The organism is Oscillospiraceae bacterium MB24-C1 (assembly GCA_030913685.1).
GTDB lineage: Bacteria > Bacillota > Clostridia > Oscillospirales > Ruminococcaceae > Yanshouia.
The window spans coordinates 865,582-890,325 of sequence record CP133187.1 but is presented as its reverse complement, the minus strand read 5'-3'; the positions used below and the strand labels follow the sequence as shown (position 1 = coordinate 890,325).

Here is a 24,744-nt window from a genome sequence, read left to right as displayed (position 1 = left end):
GCCCTGTCTTAATAATTACCCCTGAATTTTGAGGAGATTGGTATTTATATATGCTGGGCATCAAGCAAAGTTGCAATCAACTTATGCAAAACGCCTAGAGAGGTATGCAGCATTAATTTATAATCGGCTTTACTCGAGCTGAAAAATGGCTAAAGATACATGGTTAGACCATGGGTGCGACAGAGACGTTTTTCTGACACTATCGCAAAATGATTTGGCTGTTATGCCACATTATTCTGATGCAAAATCCGATGTGCTTGAACAGCAATTTCCGGCAGTAGATCATATAAGATCATTAAATCGCCATTTTTGGCCGCAAGCGTTTTTTCGTTGATGGGGATATAGGTCAGATCGGCGTCAGCTGACTTTTTTGGGGCATTTTCCAGCATCACTTCCCAAGCGGAGAACGCCAGGGCCTGCTCAGTATCCAGCCCGGCAAAAAGCTGCTGATGTTTTCGCGTAGACTGGGCGGAGGAGATCAGGCCGAGCACACCGCAGATAATGGCGGCGAATCCCATAAGACGTAACGCGCTGTTAGCATGTTGGAAAACCACCGTCATAATCAGTCCAAGCGCCAGAATCGCACCAAAGGCGACAATGCGTTTAAATGCTGTGGCAATTGGGTTTTTAACTTTTTCGAGATGCGTGGCAGCACAACTTTTACAGACAGCGTAACTTTTAAGTTCTCCAAGGGCCTGAACACGCTTTTCTCCGGTTATATCCCGAACATGGAGTGTCCGAATCTCAAGAACCCGAAAAGGATAGGCTGCGGCATTTGCACATTTGAGACAGTCGGCCATAAAAATCCTCCTTAGATCCTTAGTGTGGTGAATGAAGTCTCGTGACAGCAGCCCCCACGCATATTGAAACAAGCTGGTAAAGTGCAGTAATACTAGGAATGATGTAAAAAGAGTCGTAAACCCCGCCTTCTCGTTTGGGGAAAGAGAATAATCTCGCCCGATGGCGGCAGACGCAGTAAACGCGATTTTTGTAGGGTAACTGGGGCGATGCCGAGTGACAGCAACGCCCCAACTTAAAAGAGGAAGATTTAGAGTAAGCTGCCCATGAGGGACAACATTAAACTACCGACAATAAGGATGATTGCACCGCCGAGACGGGAAGAAATCTGCGCAAACGGCATCAGCTCCATGCGGTTGGCTGCGGACAAAACGGCGACGTCGCCGGTGCCGCCCATGTTAGCCATGCATAGTCCTGCGGTCACGCCGGCCTCAACGGGATAGAAGCCGACCATTTTGCCGACGACACCTGCGCCGACAAAAGCGCCGATGCAAGTCACTAGGCACAAAATCAAGTAGGTTATGCTAAAGCTTTCAACAACGGTGTTGATGTTCAGATAACACAGACCAATACCGACTAGCAATGTTGCAGTCAAATTCTTCATGATAAACTGGAACCACTGATAGCACGCAATCTCAATGTTTTCGGGAATTAGATTAAAAATTTTGCAGATGGCCACACTGATAATCATCCAGGCGTAAGCGTGGACGTTAAATGCAGGAACTGCCTTTAGCCACAGTGCTGCAACAATGTAGCCCCAAGCGAAGAAGGAGCAGGATGCAAAGAGGCCGATACCCAGATTGGTGACATTAATGTGATCACGCTTGGCCTGTACCTCAGGGCTGATTTCAATTTCAGCAGCCTCGGCACCACCAGATATCATCAGTTGCCCCTGACCATTCCAGTTTTTGCTCGAGATAACCTTGACAATAATGCCGCCGAGCACGATGGAAATAGCGTTGCCAATCGCCACGGCCGGGGTCATGATCGAAATGGCTTCCGCCGCGGTCATGGTGCCGCTGCTTTCAAAAATCTTGGAGAGGGGAGTAGCACCGGCGCCCATGCCGCCGCCCATGATCGGAAGTGCAATCAGCAGCAGAGATTTGACAACGCCATAGCCCATGGCGGCACCGACAAGTGCGCATAGGCTGAAAGCAAGCACAATGCCACCAAAGATGGCAGGGAAATAACGCGCGGCTGCTTTTTTAAGCAGATTGCGATTCATGCCCAGAATTGAGCCGGTAATCAGCGCAGCAATATAGAAATCGAGAAACGCGCCAGAAGGCTTAAAGAACGCGCTGATGTTACCGACCAGATCAAGGTTTTTCATCAGCGTCATATTATAAACCTTGGTGCCATCCTCAAGCGTCTTGACCAACGCAGGTAGCAGGTTAAAGTAGTTCATGAGCGCTGAACCGAAAATAACAACAATAGCGCCGCCGCCCAGATAGGAACGGATAATGGGCGTGCGCTCGCCTATTTCATTTAGAATAGTGCCCAGAACGATCATAAATGCGAAGCATCCGGCCATGCCGGTTGGCAAAACGCCCAGATATGTTGCACACAGAACAATAGCTGAAAAGCCGGCGAAATACGGCCAAGGGAGGTTAAACAGCTTATAAGTAGATTCTTTTTTCTGCGTGTTGAGATTTGACATCATAATTCCTCCTTATAATGATTCTATACCATCGGTGGTCGGCCTTCTGTGGGGGAAGGTGCGAGTTAAAAAGGGAATATCCGTATTAGATACGGGAGACGCCGCTATCTCGAGCAACCTGTGCGACGGCGTTAGCAACGGCTGGGCCAACGCGCGGGTCAAAGGCTTTAGGAATGATATACTCCTCGTTAAGAACGTCATCGGTAATCAACTCTGCCAGCGCGTGCGCGGCTGCCACCTTCATTTCCTCGTTGATGTCGCTGGCGCGGACGTCAAAAACGCCCCTGAAAATGCCAGGGAAGGCCAAAACGTTATTTATTTGGTTAGGGAAGTCGCTGCGACCAGTCGAAACGATGCGGGCGCCGGCGGCCTTGGCCTCATCAGGAAAAATTTCGGGTGTGGGGTTCGCACAGGCAAAAATGATTGCATCCTTATTCATGCTGCGCACCATATCCTGTGTCACCGAGCCCGGGGCTGAAACGCCGATGAACACATCGGCACCCTTCATGGCGTCAGCCAAAGTACCGGTGATGCGCGCGGGATTTGTAATCTTTGCCATCTCTTGCTTGATCCAGTTCATACCCTTTTCGCGTCCTTCATAGATGATGCCAGAGCGGTCACACAGCGTGACATTTTTGGCACCCGCAGAAAACAGCAGCTTGGTGATGGCGATAGCGGCTGCACCGGCGCCGTTGACGGCGATCTTGACGTCGGGGAGGCGTTTGCCAACTACCTTCAGTGCGTTGGTCAGACCCGCTAGCGTAATAACGGCCGTACCATGCTGGTCATCGTGAAAAATTGGAATATCGCACTTTTCTTTGAGCTTGCGCTCGATTTCAAAGCAGCGCGGCGCCGCGATATCCTCCAGATTGATACCACCGAAAGAACCCGACATCAGATAGACGGTGTTGACAAATTCGTCCACATTCTGTGTTTTGATGCACAGAGGAAAGGCGTCTACATCGCCAAAGCTTTTGAAGAGTACACATTTGCCTTCCATGACCGGCATGCCGGCTTCTGGTCCGATATCGCCCAGACCAAGGACAGCGCTACCGTCAGTGATGACGGCGCAAAGGTTGTGCCGCCGGGTTAGATCGTAGGACAGATCAGGGTCCTTTTGAATTTCCAGACAGGGTTGGGCAACCCCCGGCGTGTAAGCTAGGGAAAGATCCTCTTTTGTCTGAACCGGTACAGTTGCAACGATTTCAATTTTTCCTTTCCACTCGCGGTGGAGACGTAGCGATTCCTTTGCATAGTCCATGAACATTCCTCCTTGCATCGAATTGACACTTCATACAAAAGACAAAAAATGGTGACAATTTGTTTTTGTATTTTTACTATAAGATGTTTAGGCGGCATATCATACTCTTTTGAAAACATATTTAAAGTTTTGAAAGTAAAGAAAGCAAATTATCTATAATTATAGGCAAAATGGGTGGGGTGATATAGTTGAAATTCACAAAATTGAATGGTAGAATAATTGGAAACAGAATTGATTGTGGCGTGATGCGGAACTAGACGGCATCATGACCGGGGAAGGAGCAAACATTGATGGCATGGTTGCGCAAGCTTAAAAAACGCGGAATCGCGCCCATGTTTTTTAAGTTTCTCTTTTTCTCGACCCTGATGTGGATGGTAATTTTAATTATAACACTGACCATGACGCTGCAATTTTCACTTTCTTCGCTACAGACAAAGATTGAAAACGGCCTGACTTCTACCGCTCGTACGCTGGCGGAGAGCCAAATGATTCGCCAATCTCTTAAGGATGGCAGCTGCCCCGAGGAGCTGATTACCTATTTGGATAATATGGTGGCTCAGACTCAGGATCTGGATGTTGTCACTGTCGCCAATACTTCGTCCATTCGCCTTTATCACGTGGTGCACAGCCGTATTGGGCAGCGATTTGTAGGCGGAGATGAAGGCCCTGCATTGGCAGGGGAAGCTTATATTGTGGATGGTGTCGGGACACTGGGGCATCAGCGCCGGGCCTTTTACCCCGTTTTTGACGAAGAGGGCCATGGAATGGGTTTTGTTATGGCCAGCACGACTATGTCACGAATTAATGAGCTGCGAAACCACATCATCTCGACCTATATGCAGTTGGCCTGGCTGGTGATGCTGGCGACATTATTGGTGGCCGGGCTGTTGTCGCTTTTGATCCGGCGAATTTTACTGGGGTACGGCCCGGAGGAATTCGTACATAGCTACCTGACTCAGAATGAGGTCATCAACAACTTGAATGAGGGCATCATCTCGGTGGATGAGCGGGGTATGATACAGCTGGTCAATCGTGCGGCCGTACAGATGTTGGGCCTGCGGCCGGAGCTTCTCGAGGGTAAGATGATCGATGCCCTTATTCGAGATGAAACCGGCGAAAGCCTGGTTTTATCCCGACGAAAGAACGTGCCGACCACGCGCCCCAATATTCTTTGTTGCAATATCCCCAAAAATGAAGAGGACAAAAACATTGGAACCACTTTGATTCTGACTGATAAGACTGAAGCCATGCAGACGGCGGAGCAATTAAATGGTACACGGCACATCGTCTCCGCGTTGCGGGCAAATACGCATGAATTCATGAATAAGCTTCAGGTCATATCTGGGCTGCTCCAGATGGGGCGCCAAAAGGACGCGTTAGTCTACATCAGCAATATTTCCGCCGTTCACGCCGAATCGATGGGGCCGGTGCTACAATATATCCATAACCCAAACGTTGCTGCGCTGATATTGGCCAAGCTGACCAATATGCGAGAGCTCGACATCCGCATGACGCTTCTGGCTAATAGTCGGCTTCCGACACACAGTGATTATCTTTCAACAAATGAAATAGTCAGTATCGTTGGCAACCTGCTTGAAAATGCTATCGAAGCGGTAAATGCCCGGCAGGAAGATGGTCCGCGCAGCATTGTCCTACAGATCACCGAGGATGAAACCGGCCTGCTGATTACAGTGTCGGACACCGGTACTGGCATCGCGCCGGAAAATCTGCCCCGTATCTATCAGATGGGTTTTAGCACAAAGGCCAAAGAGGGTCGCGGCGTGGGTATGGGCTTGGTTAAGGAGATTGTCAGCCGAGCCGGCGGCAGTATTGAGGTGGATTCAGACCCCAATGCGGGAACATCGTTTACGATTATTTGCAGTGAAAAACGGCAAAGGAAGTGATCAACATGTTTCGTACGGTCATTGTTGAGGATGACCCCATGGTTGCGCAGATCAACCAACAATATCTTGAGCATTTCGGCGAATTTACCGTCGATGGTGTGTTCTCCAATGGACGAATCGCCTGGGAGTATCTTTCAACCCACCCGGTCGACCTGGTTATTCTTGATGTTTATATGCCGGGGATCAGCGGCAATGAACTATTAAGAATGCTCAGGGCGGAGAACATCAAAAGCGCAGTCATTATGGTGACAGCTGCCACCGAAATGAGTGTGGTGGATGAGGCGCTGCGGTTGGGTATTGTCGACTATCTTATCAAACCGTTTTCGTTTTATCGCTTTCAGGAGGCCATTCAAAAATACTTAAGTAAAACTAACTTACTTAACAGCAATCAGCAGGTGAACCAAGCGGTGGTCGATCGTTTGCTCAACAACAAGCTGTCGCTGGATATTGAACATGGTGAGCTGCAAAAGGGACTTAACCAAAAAACGCTCACCTACATTTATGACCATCTGCACGAACAAGCCGGAGAAAAACACACCTGTGAGAGCATTTCACAAGCCTCGGGTCTCTCGCGCGTAACAATTCGGCGGTATTTAAATTACCTAATTGAGATTGGCGGCGTTTTAAGTAGCATCGATTATGAAACGGGTGGCCGCCCTCGGGTGCTGTACCGATTACGATGACAGAAAACTGCTGTCAAAGGGCGGTGGCGTGGCAAATCGAGCCGGTGATTCAGTCATCGGCTTTTATCCAAGATATTGATAGAGGCAATGCCTCTGATACCAGAAAGGAGATTGCTATGCGAATTAAACGGGTATCCGTTGCCGGCACGTTGGAATCCAGCGACATTATGGTGACGGTGTCGCCGGACACCACTGGAATCCAAATTGAGCTGATGTCTTCGGTCGAAAAATACTATGGAGATTCGATTCAGGAGACCATCCGAACGGTGCTGCACGAGATGGGTGTAAAAACTGCGGCGGTTAAAGCAACCGATCGCGGCGCGCTGGATTGTACCATCCGCGCCCGCGTGACGACGGCGGTGCGCCGTGCAAGCGCCGAAGAGGAGACCGCAAAATGAGACGTACAATGTTGTTTTTGCCGGGCAATAACCCGAATATGATTGGCAACGGTGGGCTGCTGGGTGCCGATAGCTTGATCTTTGACCTGGAAGATGCTGTTTCTCCTGACGAAAAAGACGCGGCCAGAGAACTACTGAAAAATGCCCTGATGTCACTGAATTTTGGAAAATGCGAGCGAATCATCCGCATCAATGGTCTGGACACTCCCTATTGGGAGGAGGATCTGCGGGCGCTTTTGCCACTTGGACCGGAGGTCATCCTGCCGCCCAAGGTTAGCGGTGCGGATTACATCCAAAAGCTTGATGAGAAACTGACAGCGCTGGAGCAGGAGTTTGGACTCCAAGGTGGACGGACGAAAATTATCGCACTGTTGGAGACTGCGATGGGCATTGAGAATGCCTATGACATAGCTGTCGCCAGTCCGAGGGTGATCGCGCTGTTCTTGGGTGCGGAGGATCTTTCGGCCGATTTCCGGTGTGCGCGTACTGTCGAGGGTGAAGAAATCCGTTATGCGCGCGGTCGGATTGTCTGCGCCGCACGAGCCGCCGGAATAGAGGCGTACGATACGCCTTTTACTGATGTGCGGGATTTGGAAGCGTTGGAAAGGGACGCAGCCTTTGCCAAGGGTTTGGGTTTTACCGGCAAAGCCTGCATCAGCCCGGCGCATGTTGCAACGGTGAACCGAATCTTTTCACCCACTTTAAAAGAGATTGACTACGCCCGAGAAGTCTTTGATGCCATTGCACAGGCCAAGCGTCAGGGTAAGGGCGCTATATCATTGCACGGAAAAATGATCGATGCGCCCATTGTTCAGCGCGCCCGACTGGTGCTGGAAGCGGCATCTGAAATTAAGGGGGTGGATTATTTTGGCTAAACTGTGTGACGATCTGCATCAGGCCTTCGTGCATTCCGGTTTAGAAGACGGCATGACCATTTCGTTTCATCACCACTTGCGCAACGGCGATTATGTGGTGAATATGGTACTGGAGGAGGCTGCCCGGCTGGGACTAAAAAACCTGACGGTTAACGCCAGCTCGTTGTTTGACTGCCATCTGCCGTTGATTGACCATATCCGCAACGGCGTTGTAACCGGTATTGAAACCAATTATCTTTCCGCCGGTGTGGGCAGGGTAATTTCAGAAGGTGTGCTCAAAAAACCGGTTGTTTTCCGCTCGCACGGCACCCGCCCGGCCGATATTCTGTCGGGGAAAAGCCATATAGACGTCGCATTCATCGCCGCGCCCACCTCGGACGAGATGGGTAACTGCTCGGGCAAGTACGGCCCGTCGGCTTGCGGCTCATTGGGGTATGCGTTCGCCGACGCAATGTGTGCAGACAAGGTTGTCATTGTCACCGACAATCTGGTGCCCTATCCGCTGGCCGACGCCTCCATTACCGAGAACGACGTCGATTTTGTGGTTAGGGTAGAGGCTATCGGCAATCCCGCGGGCATTGTATCAGGGACTACGCGCATGCCAAAGGACCCCATCGCGCTGATAATTGCAGATTATGCCGCGCAAGCGATTGAAGCTTCGGGCTTGTTGAAGGACGGCTTTTCATTCCAGACGGGTGCTGGTGGCGCTTCGCTTGCAGTGGCCGGTTATCTCAAGCGCATTATGTTGGAAAAGAACATTCATGGCAGCTTTGCGCTGGGCGGCATCACCGGCTATATGGTTGATATGCTGGAAAGCGGCTGTTTTCAGGCTATTCAGGATGTGCAGTGCTTTGATCTTAAGGCGGTTCAATCGCTGCGCGAGAACCCTCGGCACTTTGAAATAACAGCAGCTCGGTATGCCAGCCCGGCCGCCAAGAGCACAGCGGCCTCGTCGCTGGATGTGGTGGTGCTGGGTGCGACACAGATTGACACCGAATTTAACGTCAACGTTCATACCGATTCAAACGGCTATATCATCGGTGGCTCCGGCGGGCATACTGATGTGGCGGCAGGGGCCAAGCTGACAATTATTGTGGCACCGCTGAGCCGTGCGAGAATGGCCATTGTAGTAGATAAAGTGCTGACCGTTTCAACACCCGGTCGTTTTATCGACCTATTGGTGACGCAGTATGGCATCGCAGTCAACCCAGCACGACCTGAATTGAAGATGCGGCTAAAGGCGGCGCGCCTTCCCGTTGTCGATATTCATGAGCTGCGTCGCACGGTGATTGAAATTAATGGTCCGGCTGCATCTTTTGAGCCCAAAAAGGAGCGGGTTGTGGGGCAGGTTTTGGGATTGGATAGCCAAATTGCCGACCTGATTTATGAGGTTTAAAGGGCGACCAGAGATTCAGTTATTTATGTTTTTAATAAAATAACAGCCGCCCCGGAGCTTCCCGGGGCGGCTCTGTTTAAGCGATCTATTCTGTGGGCAGTATCTTCTGAATATTTTCGTCTAGCTTTTCTTGGGTCAGCTCGCCAAGGCTTCTTTCCACAATTTTCCCATCCTTGTCGATGAACATTGTGGCTGGGAATCCGCGAATGTTATATAAGGGTATTGCCTTGCCGTCCATGTCGTAAAATACAGGGAAGGTAAACTCGGAATTTTGAATATAGTTTTTTCCATCCTCCTCTTTTTTTTCAGACTTGACGGCATTTAACATAATAAACTGTACCTGATCACCGTATTGCTTATAAGCCTCTTCAAAACGAGGCATCTCCGCTTTGCAGTGGCTGCACCAGGAGGTCCAAAAGTTTAAAACCACCGGCTTTCCCTCAAAGCTTGAGAGTAGAATGTCGTTTCCTTCCGCGTCCTTCATGGTGAAGTCCGACGCTTTTGACGCTAAAGCGTCAAGCGTCTCGGGGGCGGTTGAAGTTACCGGCACCTGATTTTTCAGCTGTGATGCGCGGGTCAGCTTACCTGTAGATGGGTCAATGCGATCTTTATAAGCGTTATAAATCGCAGCGGAAACAACCATCATTATGAGAAGCACGGAAATGGTGACTGCCAGTCTTCTTTTGTCGGTCATAAAAATCTTCCCTTTCAAGTATTAAACATATTCAGAAACCGGCCAAGCTGCCCTGTCATCATTAAAACACCGATGATGACCAGAAAAAGGCCGCACACAAAATTGATGGTTTTAAATTTCTTTTAATAAAATCAAAGGCTGTTTTCAGCTCGTCAATCTCAGTAGGGCGGATAGAATAAAGGGTATTCCAAGACCGGCGGAGAAGCAAAGCAGCATCAATGTTCCTTGAAGGGCTGAACCACTGACTGAAGCCATCGCCAGAGCAGAACCTAAAAACGCACCAACACAGGGTGTCCAGCTGATTGAAAATATCATGCCGAAAGTGACGGCTTTTAAAAAGCTCAGGTTTTCAATACCGGCACGGTTAGAACTGTGTAAGTTGAAAATAGGCCTAATAACGCCCATAAACCCCAACCCAAACAAAACAACTAATGCGCCTAAAACGATGTTAATAATTGCGGTGTAATTTAATAAAAAAGTACCCAGAATACTGAAGAAGAGCCCAAGCGCAACAAAGGCTAGGGTAAAGCCTATGACAAAACCGAGTGCATTTTTCAGTGTTGTGATGCGGCTGGCATCCTCTTTGCCCGCTGCAAAATAGGATACATAAATTGGAAGCATCGGCAAAAGGCAAGGCGATATAAAGGAAATGACACCTTCTAAAAAAGAAATTACATACTGCATGCTGCGCCTCATTTGCAATAATCTTATTCTATTAATATCCGTTTTAAGGGATTTTATACAAATCGCTTGTCTCATTACCAATCAGTAAAACAAAATGTACCAGTTTAAAATAAACTTTGGAAGATTCTTAAAATGCAAATAAAACAGGCGCGCCATTTTGTTGGCACGCCCGTTTTGTAGGGATAGAAAAGCGGAGTGAATTTTAGGTTTGTTAAAATTGAAGGTTAGCTTAAATTAAAGCGGCTATATCAAAACACAGATTAAGCCAGTCGTTGATACAATTGCTGGCCTCCAGAGTGCAGTGGAACAGATTGCCGACCTTAATACCGGCCAGTGTCCGCGCGCATTGTTCAACTAGACGACGTTCAAATTTTGTTCCCACAGCAACCCTTCGGACAATGATTTTGTAGAATGGTTCTGAGCGCACATAAGCTGCTGCTATGACAGCGCTCAACACGGGCGTTGTGCCGCTTTGCTTCACCTAAAGCGGCAATAGCCATCTTATGTGATACCGTGCTGGTGAATAGGATATATAAATCGGCAGCGCCAAGCTGCTTTTTTATTTCTCCACCAGTCTTTGTAAAAATCTTAGCACGCTTATAGCCGTGCTCTAAGCAGGTTTCTTGATATAATCTTTCCATGCGTTCGTTTCCGCCTATAATAATTACGCTCATCAAACATCCCCCTTCGTTCAATGTCAGGCATGGGTTAGAATAAACTAACCGCGGCCCGGTCGTTTGGTTATCCACAACTAACTGGCGCTAATGATAGCATACCGGATATTTCTTGTCAAGTGAAAGTTGATTGAATTAGTGAACGTTTAATTTGGGCTCAAACAGTGCTGTGCTGCCTCGATATATTATGTATAAATCTGTAATTTGGGCATATAAGGTTAAAAATAGTGTTTCAGCTATAAAATCACTTGTACTGTGTCGCCAAACAAAAAATGCTGGTAAGATGCGTTTGAAGGTGTGATTTTTATTGATGTTGAACATAAATTCTCTTGTCGCTAAGCGTGTACTGTAAAATATAACAATTGACATTTTTTAATTAATGCTTTAAAATGTTGAATTAACAAAAAGCTTTAATTGAAAGGGGCAACGAATTATGACGATGGCAACTCGCACTGCGAATTATCGTTCTTCAAAAACTTCTGCCAATACAGCAGAAGCTCATTCGTTCTGCTCTCGTTTCATGTCTGCTTCTGCCATGCTGACTAAGGACGCCATTATTGTGGCGTCCCTTTTTGTTGTGCTTCTTACTGTTGCGCTATTTGTACGAGTTTTAATGCTAGCTCTATTTGTAGAGCTTGTAATTGTAGCCCTTATAATTAGCTGCGATAATTTAATAGTACGTCGTAGAATATCAGAACCGCGAAGTTGAGTAAATAAACGTATACTCAAACCGGCTCCGTTTTTTATGACGGAGCCGGTTTTTTGTATAAATGAAAATGTAAAGAGGGAGTATATTACGATGAAAAAGATTATTACAACCATGGTGGCGGTTGCTATGATTCTGTCACTGGGCGCATGCTCAGGCGGTAGCAGCAGCTCTACCTCCACCCCGGCATCCGAGGGTTCTGCGCCCGCCGCTTCTTCCACTGCAGCGATTAAGATTGGCGGCATTGGCCCGGTTAGCGGCCCTGCGGCTGTCTACGGCATTGCAGCCAGAAACGGCGCACAAATTGCGATCGACGAAATCAACGCCAAGGGCGGTCAACAGTACGAGCTGAATTATCAGGACGACGAGCACGACGCTGAAAAGTCTGTCAACGCTTACAACAAGCTCAAGGACTGGGGCATGCAGGTTCTCAACGGCACTGTAACCACCTCGCCCGCGCTAGCTGTTACCTCTGAGACCTATGCCGACCGTGTATTTACGCTGACGCCCTCGGCTTCTTCTACCAAGGTTATTGAGGGGAAGGATAACGTCTTCCAGATCTGCTTCACTGACCCTAACCAGGGTGTTGCTTCGGCGGATTATCTGGCCGACAACAAGCTTGCGACCAAGGTTGCAGTTATCTACAATAACGCTGACGCTTATTCACAGGGCATCTATGAGAAATTTGCTGCTCAGGCAAAGGTAAAGAATCTTGAGGTCGTCTGCGCTACCACTTTCACCGACGACACCGCGACCGATTTCAGCGTGCAGCTGACTGAAGCTAAGAACGCGGGCGCCGACCTTGTTTTCCTGCCCATTTATTATACCCCTGCTGCGCTGATTCTCTCTCAGGCGAGAAGCATGGACTATTCGCCCAAGTTCTTCGGCTGCGACGGCCTTGACGGCATTCTGACCCTTGAAAACTTCGACAAGACTCTGGCTGAAGACGTGATGCTGCTGACGCCCTTCTCGGCCGATGCACAGGACGACGCGACCAAGAATTTTGTTGAAAAGTACCAGGCTGCATACGGCGAGGTTCCTAACCAGTTCGCGGCCGACGGCTATGACTGCATTTACGCCATTGCGCAGGCTTGCGAAAAGGCTGGTGTAACTGCCGATATGCCCGCTGCTGAGGTTTGTGACAAGCTGATCGCCGAGTTTACCGCTATGACCTTTGATGGCATTACCGGCGAAGGCATGACCTGGCAGGCCACCGGTGAGGTTTCTAAGGCGCCTAAGGCTGTTATTATCAAGGATGGCGTCTATACCGGCATGTAATTAGAATGTCTGTTTAGGAGGGCTTAAAAAGCGCAAAGCTTAAAGCCCTCCAATCCCTGTTCTTATAGCCATTCCATGAAAGATTGCAAAAAGTTCAGGGCCGAAAATGACCGGATGCTGCGTTGTCGTCCATGACAGACGTTAAACTGTCTGCGCTCTGCACAAGCGGGCCATTTTCGTCAGCTCCCTTTTTTGAATTCCTTTATGGAATTGCTGTAAGGGAACCATTGCATAAAGAAAAATGAGGTGTGCGGGTATGACGTTTCTTTCCTATGTTGTCAGCGGAATCAGTCTGGGAAGCGTTTATGCTATTATCGCGCTGGGTTATACCATGGTTTATGGCATTGCCAAAATGCTTAACTTTGCCCACGGTGACGTGATAATGGTAGGCGCTTATATGTCTTTTTGTGCGACGACCTATCTTGGCTGGCCGGCCTTTGCCTCGGTCATATTGGCGATGGTCGTCTGTACGGTTTTGGGCATGACGATTGAAAAGCTGGCCTATAAGCCGCTGCGTATGGCACCGTCGTTGGCGGTGTTGATCACTGCGATCGGCGTCAGCTATTTTTTACAGAATGCGGCCTTGCTTATCTGGGGCTCAGCACCCAAGAGCTTTTCAAGTGTGGTGCCTATCAAGCCGGTCAAACTGTTTGAAGGCGGGCTGACCATTTCAGGCGAGGCGATTGTAACGGTGCTTTCGTGCATCGTCATCATGCTGCTTTTAAGCTGGCTGACAGGCTACACAAAAATCGGCAAAGCAATGCGCGCCGTCTCAGAGGATAAGGGTGCTGCTCAGCTGATGGGAATCAATGTAAACGCCACCATTTCCGCTACCTTTGCTATCGGCAGCGCATTAGCGGCGATTGCGGGCGTGCTACTTTGTTCGGCCTATCCGACGCTGCTGCCTACAACTGGTGCCATGCCCGGTATCAAAGCTTTTACGGCGGCGGTTTTCGGCGGCATTGGCTCGATCCCGGGTGCAATGATTGGCGGTCTGATTATGGGGTTGGTCGAAATTTTCGGAAAGGCTTATATTTCGACTCAGCTTTCAGATGCCATCGTTTTTGCCGTGCTCATTGTGGTGCTACTAGTGAAGCCCACCGGTCTGATGGGCAAAAAAATAAGTGAGAAAGTGTAGGCGGAAAATATGAAAAAAATTAAGGCAATGAATAAAACCGCCCAAAACAACTTTCTTAATTACATCCTTGTTACGGTTGCGTTTATCATTTTACAAACACTTATGTCGGGCGGGCAGCTTTCCAGTTCGCTAAAAGGCCAGCTCGTTCCAATTTGTGCCTATATTGTAATGGCGGTTTCACTCAACCTCACCGTTGGTATTCTGGGCGAACTAAGCTTGGGCCACGCTGGCTTTATGAGCGTCGGTGCTTTCACCGGCGTTATCGTAACGATGAGCCTTAAAAACGTTATTGCGTTCTCGCCGCTCCGGCTGGTAATCGCCATGCTGGCAGGCGGCATTATCGCCGGGCTGACCAGTCTACTGGTCGGTGTGCCGGTACTGCGCCTGCAGGGTGACTATCTGGCGATTGTCACGCTGGCATTTGGCGAAATTGTCAAAAATGTTGTCAACTGCCTTTATATAGGCGTGGACAAAAACGGGCTGCACCTGAGCATGACCGACTCGGCGTCTCTGGGTCTTGCCGATGGCGGAACGGTCATCATGAACGGGCCGATGGGCGCGGTGGGCGTAACCAAACTTTCGACTTTTACCATGGGCTTTGCACTGGTTATCGTCACATTGATTATTGTACAGAATCTGATCAATAGTCGTGCCGGAAGGGCGGTTATGGCGCTGCGCGACAACCGAATCGCTGCCGAATCGCTTGGCGTTAATATCACGAAATATAAGCTGATGGCCTTTTCAACCTCGGCGGTGCTGGCGGGAATGGCCGGCGTGCTGTTTGCCATGAACTACTCCACCGTGGTGGCTAAAAAGTTTGATTTTAATACCTCTATTCTTGTTCTGGTGTTTGTCGTGTTGGGCGGTATGGGCAATATCCGCGGCTCAATTATCGCTGCGGCGGTGCTTACTGTGCTGCCTGAGCTGTTGCGCAGCTTCAGTGATTACCGCATGTTGGTTTATGCCATTGTGCTTGTCGCAGTCATGCTTCTGACTCACGGCGAAAAGGGTCGCCGCCTGTTTGAACAATTTAAAGAAAAGGCGGCCGCAAAAAAATCAGTCCGCAAGGAGGGCGCGCAAAATGGCTAAAATGGTACCGATACCCAGCAGCGCGATTATCCCCGAGCGGGACATCGACAAATCTCCCGTACTAGAGGCGATCGGGCTTGGTATTGACTTTGGCGGTTTGACCGCTGTGGATAACTTTAACCTGACGATTGGTCGCACCGAAATCGCAGGTCTGATCGGCCCCAACGGTGCGGGCAAGACCACGGTGTTTAACCTTTTAACCAAGGTTTATCAGCCGACGCGCGGCACTATTCTGCTCGACGGCAAGGATACCCACGGTATGAACACCATTCAGGTCAACCGCGCGGGCATCGCCAGAACATTTCAGAACATTCGCCTGTTTCCAACGCTGACCGTTGAGGACAACGTCAAGATCGGGCTGCATAACCAGATGAAATATTCGATGTGGGACGGCGTTTTACGCTTGCCGCGCTATTGGAAAGAGGAAAAGATCGTTCATGAGCGTGCACTCGAGCTGCTCTCGATCTTTAACATGGAAGACATGGCAAACGCCAAGGCGGGCAGCCTGCCCTACGGCGCGCAACGCCGCCTGGAAATTGTGCGCGCACTGGGTACAAATCCGAGCCTCTTACTGCTCGACGAACCCGCCGCAGGCATGAACCCCTCCGAAACGGCGGAGCTGATGGAGAATATCCGCAAAATTCGCGACACCTTTGCGATTGCCATCATGCTCATCGAGCATGATATGAAACTTGTTATGGGTATCTGTGAGGGCATCGCCGTGCTCAATTACGGCAAGATCATCGCCAAGGGCACGCCGGCTGAGATTCAGGCGAACCCGAAGGTCATTGAAGCCTATCTTGGCAAGAAAAAGGAGGGTTGAGTTATGCTGTTGCAGGTTGAGGATATCAATGTATTTTATGGCAGCATCCATGCGATAAAGGGCGTCTCGTTTTCGGTTAACGAAGGGGAGATTGTCACACTAATCGGCGCAAACGGCGCGGGAAAATCCACCGTATTGAACACTGTTTCGGGGCTACTGCGCAGCAAAACAGGCTCAATCCATTTTAACGGTGAGAATATTTCGGCCGTTGAACCGCATAAAATTTTGCAACGAGGACTGGCACAAGTGCCTGAGGGGCGGCGCATCTTTTTGCAGATGAGCGTGCAGGAAAACCTTGAGATGGGCGCATACACCCAGCCGAGCGCTGGAGTCGCCGCCGATATTGAGCGGGTGTATCAACAATTCCCTCGCCTGAAGGAGCGCAGAAAGCAAGTCAGTGGCACCCTTTCGGGCGGTGAGCAGCAGATGTTGGCCATGGGCCGCGCGCTGATGAGCCACCCAAAGTTACTGATGCTTGATGAACCTTCTATGGGCTTGGCGCCACTATTGGTTGAACAGATTTTTGAAATTATTACACAACTGCACAAAGATGGTACGACAGTGCTGCTTGTTGAGCAGAACGCTCAGATGGCGCTTTCAATTGCTGACCGCGCCTATGTGCTTGAAACCGGCAAAATAGAGCTTTCTGGCACCGGCGCCGAGTTGATTCAAAGTGACAGTGTACGAAGAGCCTACCTCGGCGGTGATTAAAATCGGTCTTAACCCACGAAAATTTGTTCCAGTAGTTGATTTTACCTATGCCCGGTTGACTTTAGCGTAGTTGCTAAAAAAGCCTGTCCTAAGCATTACTGGACGGCCCCTTGATAATTTTAAATTTATGAATATGATATAGTTTGTTGGCTTGATATCGCCCCAAGGAAGGAAATCGACCTGTACCTCTTCCCATTAAATGTAGAGGGGAAATCGCTTTGTAAGATAGAGGTGGTGCCAATGTATATTCTACCAAGTAGTCTTGGCAAAACGACTATGTAAGATTATTCAATGGTGCTCTGCCATTAATTACTGATTCGCAGATTTGATACCTATAAAGCTAAAGTCTTGCTTACCGTTGGGTACGAGCATACAATACCATACGTCCATACAGTGCGCTGGGATATTATCCCGCTTCCGGAAAGAATATTCAAAGTGGTATGAGAAAGCATTGGGATGTTGAAAGCGCTTCGTTTTCAACATCCCAATGCTGCGATTACCGCCATTTATCAATTGCTATTCTCTACAACAAAGTGGTCTTACATCGGGAGCATGTCACGTCTGATTCTGGAGAAGCATAGTGCATTACCTTTGAAAAGAGGGAGTTTTATGCCGCCTTCTATCCATTCTGCTGCCGATATCAAAAACCTGTTGAAAAAGCTACCGGAGCAACAGATTGATCATATGATCGGTGTCGGTATTTATGCCGGTATCATGGCTAAAAAGATGAACGATTGCCAGATGTTCTCAAAGAGGTTTAGCCAGCGGAAAATCGAACAGATCAGTGAAGCGGCCTTTTATCATGACGTTGGAAAAGTGTGGTTGCCGAGAGAAATACTTTTTAAGAGCGAGCAACTGACGATGAAAGAACGGCTGATTGTTGGCCAGCATACACTGCTTGCAATGCGGCTTTTTGATTATATGGCCAGCCGCATCGTTTCGGGCATACCCGATTGCTTGATTTTTTTGTGCTGTGACGCGGCCGTCTACCATCATGAACATTGGAATGGCAATGGCTATCCCTTTGGTCTATGCGGCAACAAGATTCCGCTTGTTGCGCGTATTACGGCCATTTGTGATTGTTACGACAGAGAAACTGTTCAGGAAGGGGACAATCACCAGGCTGCGTGTCATATTATTACGCAGGGGGCGGGGACGCGTTTTGACCCAGCTTTGGCACATATATTTATTCGTAATAACAGTGAATTTGCGGCGGCTTACAGCAGTTATAGGAATAGCGACTGGTTTTGACCTTTACCTCGATAAGGGCATCGCTGTTTAACTCGTTTGTAAAAAAGAGATCATCTGTGGAAAATAAGTGGTACGGTGTCAAATTAAAGGCCGGCAGTTTTACAAACTGCCGGCCAATATGTTTATCTCAATGAATTCGCCAAGTCTTTTATTTTTTCCTCTATCGTCTGAATTACAGCAAGAAACTCTGCGTCGCTCTTTCCCGTTGGGTCAGACAGGCCCCAGTCTTCACGGCGCTCGCAAGGCAGAAAGGGACATTCTACATTACATCCCATTGTAACGATTACATCTACTGGTGGGAGCTCTGCGAGCAGCTTGGGACGCTGGCTTTGTTCCATATCAATTTTATAAACCTGCTTCATGAGACGAACCGCGTCTGGATTTATGCGATCTTTAAGCTCTGTGCCCGCAGAATAACTTTCAAAGATATCGGCGGCCAATTGCTTCCCCAGCGCTTCGGCAATCTGGCTTCGACAGGAGTTGTGAACACAGATAAACGCTACTTTATTCATCTTTTCATTCCTTTTCATTTTTGCAAGAACAGTCTGCAGCACTGGTCCGCAGTGGGCTATTTAGAATAACATCATCGGGTAATGAGAAAATAAAAATGTCGGTGATAGTAATGCTCAAAACTTTTAGATGTCTGGCATAACTTGTTAGTCAGATAAGCCAAGTGGTGTATTTTGTTACTATGTCAAAATCGGAATCATCTAACTTTTTGAAGGATTTTTACAACTTCCTCGGTTTTTAGAACCTTGCCATAAGCGACCACTTTTCCGTCAACAACAAGGGCGGGGGTGGACATCACACCGTAAGCTGAGATCTGTGAAAAATCCGACACATGGTCGACCGTCGTATCCATGCCTAGCTGTTCCAGAGCCTCTTTTGTCGCTGCTTCAAGCTGATTGCATTTCGCGCACCCGCTTCCCAATATCTTCACGCTAGCGCCTGTTGCCTTTGAAGACTCTGCTTGTGTCATACTTTTGGCGTCACAATTGCCGCCGCAGCAGCAGCCGGGGGTTTCTTCTTTTTTCTTTCCAAATTTAAAAAGTGACATGCTATACGCTCCTTTATGAATTTTTATTTTATTGTAACCTATACAATGAATCCCTGAATTGAGTTGAAAAAGTAACCTACGATAATGATTCCAACCGTGCAGATTGTAATGAACAATGCCAGCAATTTTGGTTTGACCGCCTTGCGAAGCATAATCATGGATGGCAGCGACAATGTGGTAACGGCCATCATAAACGATAGGATGGTACCAAGCTGGGCACCTTTGTATAAAAGAGCCTCCGCAATCGGGATAGTACCAAAAATGTCAGCATACATTGGGACACCAATAAGGGTTGCAAGAACAACACCGAAAGGATTTTTACTTCCGAGTACGAGCGCTACCCATTCTTCCGGAATCCAGTTGTGTATAACAGCGCCTATGCCAACACCAACCAGGATATAGGGGAAAACCTTTTTGAAAGTGGAGAGCATCTGCTCCTTTGCATATATCAGTCGGTCTTTTTTTGTCAGATCAGGCGATTCAATGTCCACACTCCCAGCCGACATAATAAAGCTTTCCACATATCTTTCCATGTGTAGCTGCTCAATAATCTTACCGCCAATGACGGCAATGACCAGACCGACGACCACATAAATGATTGCGACCTTTGCACCAAAAATGCTCATTAACAAGAGCAGCGATCCGAGATCGACCATCGGAGAAGAAATCAAAAAGGAGAATGTCACGCCCACCGGGAGCCCCGCCGACGTAAATCCTATAAACAACGGAATGGAGGAACAGGAGCAGAACGGTGTTACCGTTCCAAGCAACGCTGCGACACAGTTTGCGCCAATGCCGTGAAATCTTCCGAGAATTTTTTTGCTGCGCTCGGGCGGGAAGTAACTTTGAATGTAACTGATGAAAAAAATCAAGAAGCAAAGCAGTATCGTAATTTTGATCACATCGTAGAGAAAAAATGCAATACTCCCAAATAGACGGGTGGACGTATCAAGTCCCAGAGCGGAAAGTCCGCTTTTAATCAGCTCATCGAGCCATTTCATACCGAGAATCTGGTGCTGAAAGAAATTCCAGATCATTTTTAATATTTGCATTGCGGGGATACCTCACTTTCAATAAAGGACAATCATATCAAATATTTTTGATGTATTCGGCTGTTTAAAAGCCATCATGCGGATGGCTTTATTATTTGCAGAAACTATTTTCATCTGTATCCATGTTGGGTGTTGTCAGCTTTTTTAGCAAAGATTGGGCGTAGGTACTACCTTTTTCGCTAATTTTGTAATGCGTCCATTTACCTTCCTGCCGACTCTCTACTATGCCTGACTCGACCAAAATTTTCATGTGATAAGAAAGTCCCGACTGTCCTATATCCAACTGCTCCAACAAAACACAGGCGCATTTTTCCTCGCTGCGTAACAGCTCGAGAATTCTTAAACGTTTTTCGTCGCAAAACGCCTTAAAAACTTTTGCATGTTCTTCGTAGATGTTTTCCAATTAATCACCTCATATCAACATTATTTGATATGTTATTAATATATACAGCAAATTAAATTTTGTCAACATAAAATTTGATTCGATAATATAAAGATACCGATGTTTTATTGTACAGGGGTGCATATTATCGATTAGGCACTCAACATACACTAGTGCATATTAACAGACAAGAGAGTAAAAACAGCTATTTTCCCTCTTTTTGTCGGTGATTTGATATTGTTTTATTAGCTTATCAGTTATATAATGAGATTATCTCTTATTTTTTGAATTTTTTTATACAAATATATCCAAAATAAAATATTACGAGATGCTTTGCGAACAATTGTATCACATATTTTAAGTACCTAAGAAAGGCATTAAAGTTTAACACACAGGGAAGGAAGATAATCGAATGTTATTTATGAAACGGAAAGTGGGAAAGACCCCAAAGGCGGCATCTGCCGTCATTGCACCACAGTCAGCATCTAAAATAAAGAGCACAAGGGAAGCAAACTACAGAGCGGCTGAAATTTTTAAAGGCGTTTTCCAAATCGCCACCATGATCAGCGACTTTGAACTCCGGCTGGCTTTTTTAAGGGATAAAATTAAACGCTCTGCGAAAAGTTTAAGCGATATGTTTTCTGAGGTTGCTTCTTCGTCGGAGGAGATATCCTCCTCAACCTCCCAGATTGTCGATTCAAATACAGAGCTGGCGGACATGATTGAAAATATCTCTCAGGATGCGGAGCTTCTCAACCAAAACACCGAGAAGAGCAATAATATTCTGGGTAGCATCAAAGCTGAAAACAACGAGATGATGGGTTTTTCAAAGGACATGGATCAAAGTGTCAGCGATCTGCTGTTTGTCATACATAAAATTAATGAAGCTGTCAAGGGCATTAATGATATTTCTGATAAGACCAAGCTTTTGTCGCTCAATGCGTCAATTGAAGCTGCAAGGGCTGGCGAAGCCGGCAAGGGCTTTGCCGTTGTAGCGGAAGAGGTTCGCATTTTGTCTGAGACCACAAAACAGCTGACGCTCAATATCGACACGCTGCTTGAAGAAATGAACAACGCTTCCAACAGGAGTAAGAGCAGTGTTGAAAAGACAATAGATGCTATCAGCAGGGTCAGCGGCAGCATTGAAAATGTCTCAAGTGTTATGGCGACCAGCACGGACGCGACTACCAACATCACGAACCGTATTTTCGAAGCGGCCCAAACCAGTCGACGCATCAGCGATTCACTTAATGAATCTTCGACAGCTTTAGAGACGGTCAACAACGACATACAAAACCTTTCGAGATCGGCTGAAGATTTAAAACAGATCAGCGGCGCTATCGGTGAGATTTCCGACTCGGTCGGCAAAATCGAAACCAAGGTCAGCGACATGGCCATCGCTTCTGGCGAAATGGTCAACAGCAGGCTGTGCGGCCTTTCAAACGAGGATTTCATCGAGACGGTTGAAAGCGCCATTAAAGCACACACCGTCTGGATGACCAATGTTAAAAAGATGGCACGCGAGATGTCGGTTATTCCGATTCAAACCGATGAACATAAATGCGGATTCGGCCATTTCTATTATGCGGTTAAGCCCTCTTCAGAAAAGCTGTTGGCTCTGTGGGAGAGTGTTGAAGTGCTGCACCATAATCTGCACAAAACAGGTGATATTATCATCGACGCTATCAACGCGCAAGATTCTAGGGGCGCCATGTCAAAAACGGCGGAGGCCGAAAAGCTTTCGGTCGCTATTATTGAAAAATTCCAACAGATGATTAAAATTACCAAAGAGATGAGCGTTGCAAACGAGCTTGTTTTCAACTAACGGCATCCTAGTTATAGGAATAGAGCCCTTCGAAAAAAATACATAATATGTTCGGAAGCACAAAAGCCCCAAAAGCTGGACGCATACGCCGGTTTTTGGGGCTTTATAGTTTTAGATTGGTTATGTATCTGATAGTTTGAACCGGATTAGCAAATGTTCCTTATTTCTTAATTGCCAAAGCCATTTTCAAGATTGTTAGGATGCTGCGTTCTCGAGTGAAGGACAGTTGCTTTTGTCTGAGTGGGTACTCTCTTTTAATTGCTGGCATGATAGAGGCTGCTATGCCTCTAAGGATATATTTTTCATAATCAAATTTTCCGTTTTATACAAAAACATTAGAAAAATACCAAATTGGAAATATGCCTATATCTTTTAAACTTATAATAATTTAATTGTTAAATTCTTATATTAGTAACTTATATCTGTATTTTTCTCTTTATATTTGCCAGTAATTATGGTATATTTATCGCATCAGATTTAGAATTCGTTAAATCTGCTATGTTGATCTAATTTGATGGAGGGAACTTAAGTGAAAAAAATGTTCAAAAAATCTATTGGTGTGCTACTTGCCACTGCTGTGCTTTTAAGCACTGCTGCCTGTGGTACAGCGACACCTGCGGCTACTTCTAGCGGAGCGTCTCCAGCCTCCTCGGCTCCGACTGAGGTTTCCGGCGCGTTTAAGGCCGGTACTTATACTGCCGCCGCAAAGGGTATGGGTGGCGATGTGGCGGTAGAGGTTGTCGTCTCCGCAGATGAAATCACCGATATCAAGGTCACTTCTCACAAAGAGACCCCCGGTATCAGCGATCTGCCTATCGAGCAGATTCCCGCAAAAATTGTAGAGACCCAGAGCCTTGCTATTGACGTCGTTTCAGGTGCCACTATCACCAGCGATGCATTATTGGTCGCTATCACCGACTGCTTGACTCAGGCCGGTGCAGATGTAGAGGCTCTGAAGAACAAAAAGGTGGAAATTGAAAAAGCTGAAGATGTTACCCGCGAGGCTGACGTCGTTGTCATCGGTGCAGGTGGTGCAGGTCTTGCCGCCGCTGTAACTGCCAATCAGGCCGGCGCTTCTGTCATCGTGCTTGAGAAGACGCCAAAGGTTGGCGGCAACACCATTATGGCTGGCGGCGCACTTAACGCCGTAGACGAAGGTAGCGAAACTGCCCTTGCCAACAACGACTCCGTTGAATTGCACTATAAGCAAACCTTTGAGGGCGGAGATAAGCAGGGTGATCCCGAGATGGTACGTACGCTGGTTACCAACGCCTGGGACGGTGTTGAGTGGCTGCAGAGTCTCGGCATGGAATTTAAGCCCGGAACTTTTACGGTTCTCGGTGGCCTGTGGCCCAGAGCGCATAAACCTGTTGAACCTGTCGGTACTGGATTCTTCAAAGCCTATAACGCTTATATCGACAGCAACGACAACATTGAAATTATGTTCAACACCAAAGCAACCGACCTTATCACCGAAAACGGTAAGGTAACTGGCGTCGTCGCCACAGGCGAGACCGGTAACAAGGTGACGCTAACCGCTAAAAAAGGCGTTGTGATCGCTACCGGTGGCTTTGCCGCGAACGTTGAGATGCGCCAGAAACACAATACAATCTGGGCGACCCTTGATGCCTCCATTAAGAGCACCAACCCGCCCAGCTCTACCGGCGACGGTATTGCTATGGCTGAGGCCGTTAACGCCCAGCTGGTTAATATGGAGAACATTCAGTTATTGCCCATGGGTGATCCGAACAGCGGTAGCCTGAGCGGTAACATTGAAATGGGCGTAGAAAACCGCATTTTTGTAAATGATGAAGGTAACCGTTTTGTAGACGAAGGCGCGCGCCGCGACGTGATGACCAACGCCCTGTTTGAGCAGCCCAACGCGCACATGTGGGTCATTCTTGACAGCCACGACTATCCCACCGGCGATGAGAAGAATAACTTCAATGAGTCGGTAAACGAGCTGATTGCTGCCGGACGCGCTTTTAAGGGTGAAACCCTTGAAGAGCTGGCGGGCGAAATCGGTGTCGACCCCGAAAACCTTGTGGCTGCAGTCACTGAGTTTAATACCCATGTGGATAGCAAAACCGCGGACAGCTTTGGCAGAACGCTCTATGCTGATAAGATCGACAAGGGCCCCTTCTATGCAGGTGCACGCGTCCCGACCGTCCACCACACCATGGGTGGCGTACAGATCAACACCGAAGCGCAGGTTATTGATGTAAACGGTAACATTATCCCCGGCCTCTATGCTGCGGGCGAAGTGACCGGCAATATCCACGGTGCCAATCGTCTGGGCGGTAATGCATTGACCGATATTCTTGTTTTCGGCAGAATTGCTGGTGCCAACGCCGCCGCAGGCAAATAAGATTTCCCATAAGATAGTTAAAGCGCGCTGTATCATATGA

At 47.9% G+C, this 24,744-nt stretch carries 22 protein-coding genes and 1 pseudogene; 13 read left to right on the top strand and 10 right to left on the bottom strand.

Features of this window, described 5'->3' with window-relative positions; all coding sequences use genetic code 11:
* Nucleotides 1-221: 221 nt before the first annotated feature.
* The 3 genes from RBH76_04390 to RBH76_04380 form a co-directional block, all read right to left on the bottom strand.
* On the bottom strand, nucleotides 222-800 hold the full coding sequence (locus RBH76_04390; protein WMJ84671.1) for a hypothetical protein: 579 nt from the start codon (nucleotides 798-800) through the stop codon (nucleotides 222-224).
* Between the two features lie 248 nt (nucleotides 801-1,048).
* Nucleotides 1,049-2,455, bottom strand: a complete 1,407-nt coding sequence (locus RBH76_04385) for a 2-hydroxycarboxylate transporter family protein (GenBank protein WMJ84670.1) — start codon at nucleotides 2,453-2,455, stop codon at nucleotides 1,049-1,051.
* 85 nt (nucleotides 2,456-2,540) lie between these two features.
* Entirely contained in the window at nucleotides 2,541-3,716 is a 1,176-nt protein-coding gene (locus RBH76_04380) for a malic enzyme-like NAD(P)-binding protein (GenBank protein ID WMJ84669.1), read from the bottom strand.
* Nucleotides 3,717-4,006: 290 nt separating this feature from the next.
* Here RBH76_04380 and RBH76_04375 point away from each other — a divergent pair, with 290 nt between their 5' ends.
* The 5 genes from RBH76_04375 to citF all read left to right on the top strand — a co-directional run bounded on the left by RBH76_04375 (nucleotide 4,007) and on the right by citF (nucleotide 8,972).
* Entirely contained in the window at nucleotides 4,007-5,620 is a 1,614-nt protein-coding gene (locus tag RBH76_04375) for a sensor histidine kinase (GenBank protein ID WMJ84668.1), read from the top strand.
* A gap of 5 nt (nucleotides 5,621-5,625) precedes the next feature.
* Nucleotides 5,626-6,303, top strand: a complete 678-nt coding sequence (locus RBH76_04370; protein WMJ84667.1) for a response regulator — start codon at nucleotides 5,626-5,628, stop codon at nucleotides 6,301-6,303.
* A 116-nt stretch (nucleotides 6,304-6,419) separates the two neighbouring features.
* A complete protein-coding gene (citD, locus tag RBH76_04365) occupies nucleotides 6,420-6,701 on the top strand; it encodes a citrate lyase acyl carrier protein (GenBank protein ID WMJ84666.1) in 282 nt (93 codons plus the stop codon).
* Nucleotides 6,698-7,576, top strand: a complete 879-nt coding sequence (locus tag RBH76_04360) for an aldolase/citrate lyase family protein (protein ID WMJ84665.1) — start codon at nucleotides 6,698-6,700, stop codon at nucleotides 7,574-7,576. Before citD ends, RBH76_04360 begins: the two co-directional genes overlap by 4 nt.
* A complete protein-coding gene (citF, locus tag RBH76_04355; protein WMJ84664.1) occupies nucleotides 7,569-8,972 on the top strand; it encodes a citrate lyase subunit alpha in 1,404 nt (467 codons plus the stop codon). Before RBH76_04360 ends, citF begins: the two co-directional genes overlap by 8 nt.
* Before the next feature lie 85 nt (nucleotides 8,973-9,057).
* Here the strand turns inward: citF and RBH76_04350 are convergent, their stop codons facing one another.
* The 3 genes and pseudogenes from RBH76_04350 to RBH76_04340 all read right to left on the bottom strand — a co-directional run bounded on the left by RBH76_04350 (nucleotide 9,058) and on the right by RBH76_04340 (nucleotide 11,024).
* Nucleotides 9,058-9,666, bottom strand: a complete 609-nt coding sequence (locus tag RBH76_04350; protein WMJ84663.1) for a TlpA disulfide reductase family protein — start codon at nucleotides 9,664-9,666, stop codon at nucleotides 9,058-9,060.
* A gap of 14 nt (nucleotides 9,667-9,680) precedes the next feature.
* Nucleotides 9,681-10,350 (bottom strand): annotated as a pseudogene (locus RBH76_04345) (cytochrome c biogenesis protein CcdA).
* A 365-nt stretch (nucleotides 10,351-10,715) separates the two neighbouring features.
* Nucleotides 10,716-11,024 (bottom strand): DUF2325 domain-containing protein, encoded by a 309-nt coding sequence (locus tag RBH76_04340; protein WMJ84662.1) that lies wholly within the window; start codon nucleotides 11,022-11,024, stop codon nucleotides 10,716-10,718.
* 799 nt (nucleotides 11,025-11,823) lie between these two features.
* Here RBH76_04340 and RBH76_04335 point away from each other — a divergent pair.
* The 6 genes from RBH76_04335 (at nucleotide 11,824) to RBH76_04310 (ending at nucleotide 18,020) form a co-directional block, all read left to right on the top strand.
* A complete protein-coding gene (locus tag RBH76_04335; protein WMJ84661.1) occupies nucleotides 11,824-13,008 on the top strand; it encodes an ABC transporter substrate-binding protein in 1,185 nt (394 codons plus the stop codon).
* A gap of 256 nt (nucleotides 13,009-13,264) precedes the next feature.
* Nucleotides 13,265-14,146 (top strand): branched-chain amino acid ABC transporter permease, encoded by an 882-nt coding sequence (locus tag RBH76_04330; GenBank protein WMJ84660.1) that lies wholly within the window; start codon nucleotides 13,265-13,267, stop codon nucleotides 14,144-14,146.
* 9 nt (nucleotides 14,147-14,155) lie between these two features.
* Nucleotides 14,156-15,235 (top strand): branched-chain amino acid ABC transporter permease, encoded by a 1,080-nt coding sequence (locus RBH76_04325; protein ID WMJ84659.1) that lies wholly within the window; start codon nucleotides 14,156-14,158, stop codon nucleotides 15,233-15,235.
* Nucleotide 15,236: 1 nt separating this feature from the next.
* Nucleotides 15,237-16,058 (top strand): ABC transporter ATP-binding protein, encoded by an 822-nt coding sequence (locus RBH76_04320; GenBank protein WMJ85201.1) that lies wholly within the window; start codon nucleotides 15,237-15,239, stop codon nucleotides 16,056-16,058.
* A 6-nt stretch (nucleotides 16,059-16,064) separates the two neighbouring features.
* Complete coding sequence (locus tag RBH76_04315) at nucleotides 16,065-16,769, top strand: ABC transporter ATP-binding protein (GenBank protein ID WMJ85200.1); 705 nt, start codon at nucleotides 16,065-16,067, stop codon at nucleotides 16,767-16,769.
* 456 nt (nucleotides 16,770-17,225) lie between these two features.
* The gene (locus RBH76_04310; GenBank protein WMJ84658.1) at nucleotides 17,226-18,020 is read left to right on the top strand and encodes an HD domain-containing protein; all 795 of its coding nucleotides are present in this window, start codon (nucleotides 17,226-17,228) and stop codon (nucleotides 18,018-18,020) included.
* Between the two features lie 122 nt (nucleotides 18,021-18,142).
* Here RBH76_04310 and RBH76_04305 read toward each other — a convergent pair whose 3' ends face one another.
* The 4 genes from RBH76_04305 to RBH76_04290 form a co-directional block, all read right to left on the bottom strand.
* Nucleotides 18,143-18,532, bottom strand: a complete 390-nt coding sequence (locus RBH76_04305) for an arsenate reductase ArsC (GenBank protein WMJ84657.1) — start codon at nucleotides 18,530-18,532, stop codon at nucleotides 18,143-18,145.
* A 194-nt stretch (nucleotides 18,533-18,726) separates the two neighbouring features.
* Nucleotides 18,727-19,077 (bottom strand): thioredoxin family protein, encoded by a 351-nt coding sequence (locus RBH76_04300; protein ID WMJ84656.1) that lies wholly within the window; start codon nucleotides 19,075-19,077, stop codon nucleotides 18,727-18,729.
* A 38-nt stretch (nucleotides 19,078-19,115) separates the two neighbouring features.
* Nucleotides 19,116-20,129 carry a permease gene (locus RBH76_04295; protein WMJ84655.1) on the bottom strand — a complete coding sequence of 338 codons (1,014 nt, stop codon included), beginning with the start codon at nucleotides 20,127-20,129 and terminating at the stop codon, nucleotides 19,116-19,118.
* A gap of 91 nt (nucleotides 20,130-20,220) precedes the next feature.
* Complete coding sequence (locus tag RBH76_04290; GenBank protein ID WMJ84654.1) at nucleotides 20,221-20,532, bottom strand: metalloregulator ArsR/SmtB family transcription factor; 312 nt, start codon at nucleotides 20,530-20,532, stop codon at nucleotides 20,221-20,223.
* 391 nt (nucleotides 20,533-20,923) lie between these two features.
* Here RBH76_04290 and RBH76_04285 point away from each other — a divergent pair, with 391 nt between their 5' ends.
* Together RBH76_04285 and RBH76_04280 are read left to right on the top strand one after the other, a co-directional pair.
* Complete coding sequence (locus RBH76_04285; protein WMJ84653.1) at nucleotides 20,924-22,336, top strand: methyl-accepting chemotaxis protein; 1,413 nt, start codon at nucleotides 20,924-20,926, stop codon at nucleotides 22,334-22,336.
* A gap of 538 nt (nucleotides 22,337-22,874) precedes the next feature.
* Complete coding sequence (locus tag RBH76_04280; GenBank protein ID WMJ85199.1) at nucleotides 22,875-24,704, top strand: flavocytochrome c; 1,830 nt, start codon at nucleotides 22,875-22,877, stop codon at nucleotides 24,702-24,704.
* The last annotated feature ends 40 nt before the right edge of the window (nucleotides 24,705-24,744 follow it).

Excerpts from the sequence above, each read along its gene's own strand:
- RBH76_04380 (WMJ84669.1), bottom strand. The coding sequence starts at position 3,716 with ATGGACTATGCAAAGGAATCGCTACGTCTCCACCGCGAGTGGAAAGGA.
- RBH76_04330 (WMJ84660.1), top strand. The coding sequence starts at position 13,265 with ATGACGTTTCTTTCCTATGTTGTCAGCGGAATCAGTCTGGGAAGCGTT.
- RBH76_04375 (WMJ84668.1), top strand. The coding sequence starts at position 4,007 with ATGGCATGGTTGCGCAAGCTTAAAAAACGCGGAATCGCGCCCATGTTT.
- RBH76_04305 (WMJ84657.1), bottom strand. The coding sequence starts at position 18,532 with ATGAATAAAGTAGCGTTTATCTGTGTTCACAACTCCTGTCGAAGCCAG.
- RBH76_04310 (WMJ84658.1), top strand. The coding sequence starts at position 17,226 with ATGTTGAAAGCGCTTCGTTTTCAACATCCCAATGCTGCGATTACCGCC.
- RBH76_04325 (WMJ84659.1), top strand. The coding sequence starts at position 14,156 with ATGAAAAAAATTAAGGCAATGAATAAAACCGCCCAAAACAACTTTCTT.
- RBH76_04370 (WMJ84667.1), top strand. The coding sequence starts at position 5,626 with ATGTTTCGTACGGTCATTGTTGAGGATGACCCCATGGTTGCGCAGATC.
- RBH76_04360 (WMJ84665.1), top strand. The coding sequence starts at position 6,698 with ATGAGACGTACAATGTTGTTTTTGCCGGGCAATAACCCGAATATGATT.
- RBH76_04335 (WMJ84661.1), top strand. The coding sequence starts at position 11,824 with ATGAAAAAGATTATTACAACCATGGTGGCGGTTGCTATGATTCTGTCA.
- RBH76_04385 (WMJ84670.1), bottom strand. The coding sequence starts at position 2,455 with ATGTCAAATCTCAACACGCAGAAAAAAGAATCTACTTATAAGCTGTTT.
- RBH76_04320 (WMJ85201.1), top strand. The coding sequence starts at position 15,237 with ATGGTACCGATACCCAGCAGCGCGATTATCCCCGAGCGGGACATCGAC.
- RBH76_04390 (WMJ84671.1), bottom strand. The coding sequence starts at position 800 with ATGGCCGACTGTCTCAAATGTGCAAATGCCGCAGCCTATCCTTTTCGG.
- RBH76_04350 (WMJ84663.1), bottom strand. The coding sequence starts at position 9,666 with ATGACCGACAAAAGAAGACTGGCAGTCACCATTTCCGTGCTTCTCATA.
- RBH76_04295 (WMJ84655.1), bottom strand. The coding sequence starts at position 20,129 with ATGCAAATATTAAAAATGATCTGGAATTTCTTTCAGCACCAGATTCTC.
- RBH76_04285 (WMJ84653.1), top strand. The coding sequence starts at position 20,924 with ATGTTATTTATGAAACGGAAAGTGGGAAAGACCCCAAAGGCGGCATCT.
- RBH76_04340 (WMJ84662.1), bottom strand. The coding sequence starts at position 11,024 with ATGAGCGTAATTATTATAGGCGGAAACGAACGCATGGAAAGATTATAT.
- citD (WMJ84666.1), top strand. The coding sequence starts at position 6,420 with ATGCGAATTAAACGGGTATCCGTTGCCGGCACGTTGGAATCCAGCGAC.
- RBH76_04300 (WMJ84656.1), bottom strand. The coding sequence starts at position 19,077 with ATGTCACTTTTTAAATTTGGAAAGAAAAAAGAAGAAACCCCCGGCTGC.
- RBH76_04280 (WMJ85199.1), top strand. The coding sequence starts at position 22,875 with ATGTTCAAAAAATCTATTGGTGTGCTACTTGCCACTGCTGTGCTTTTA.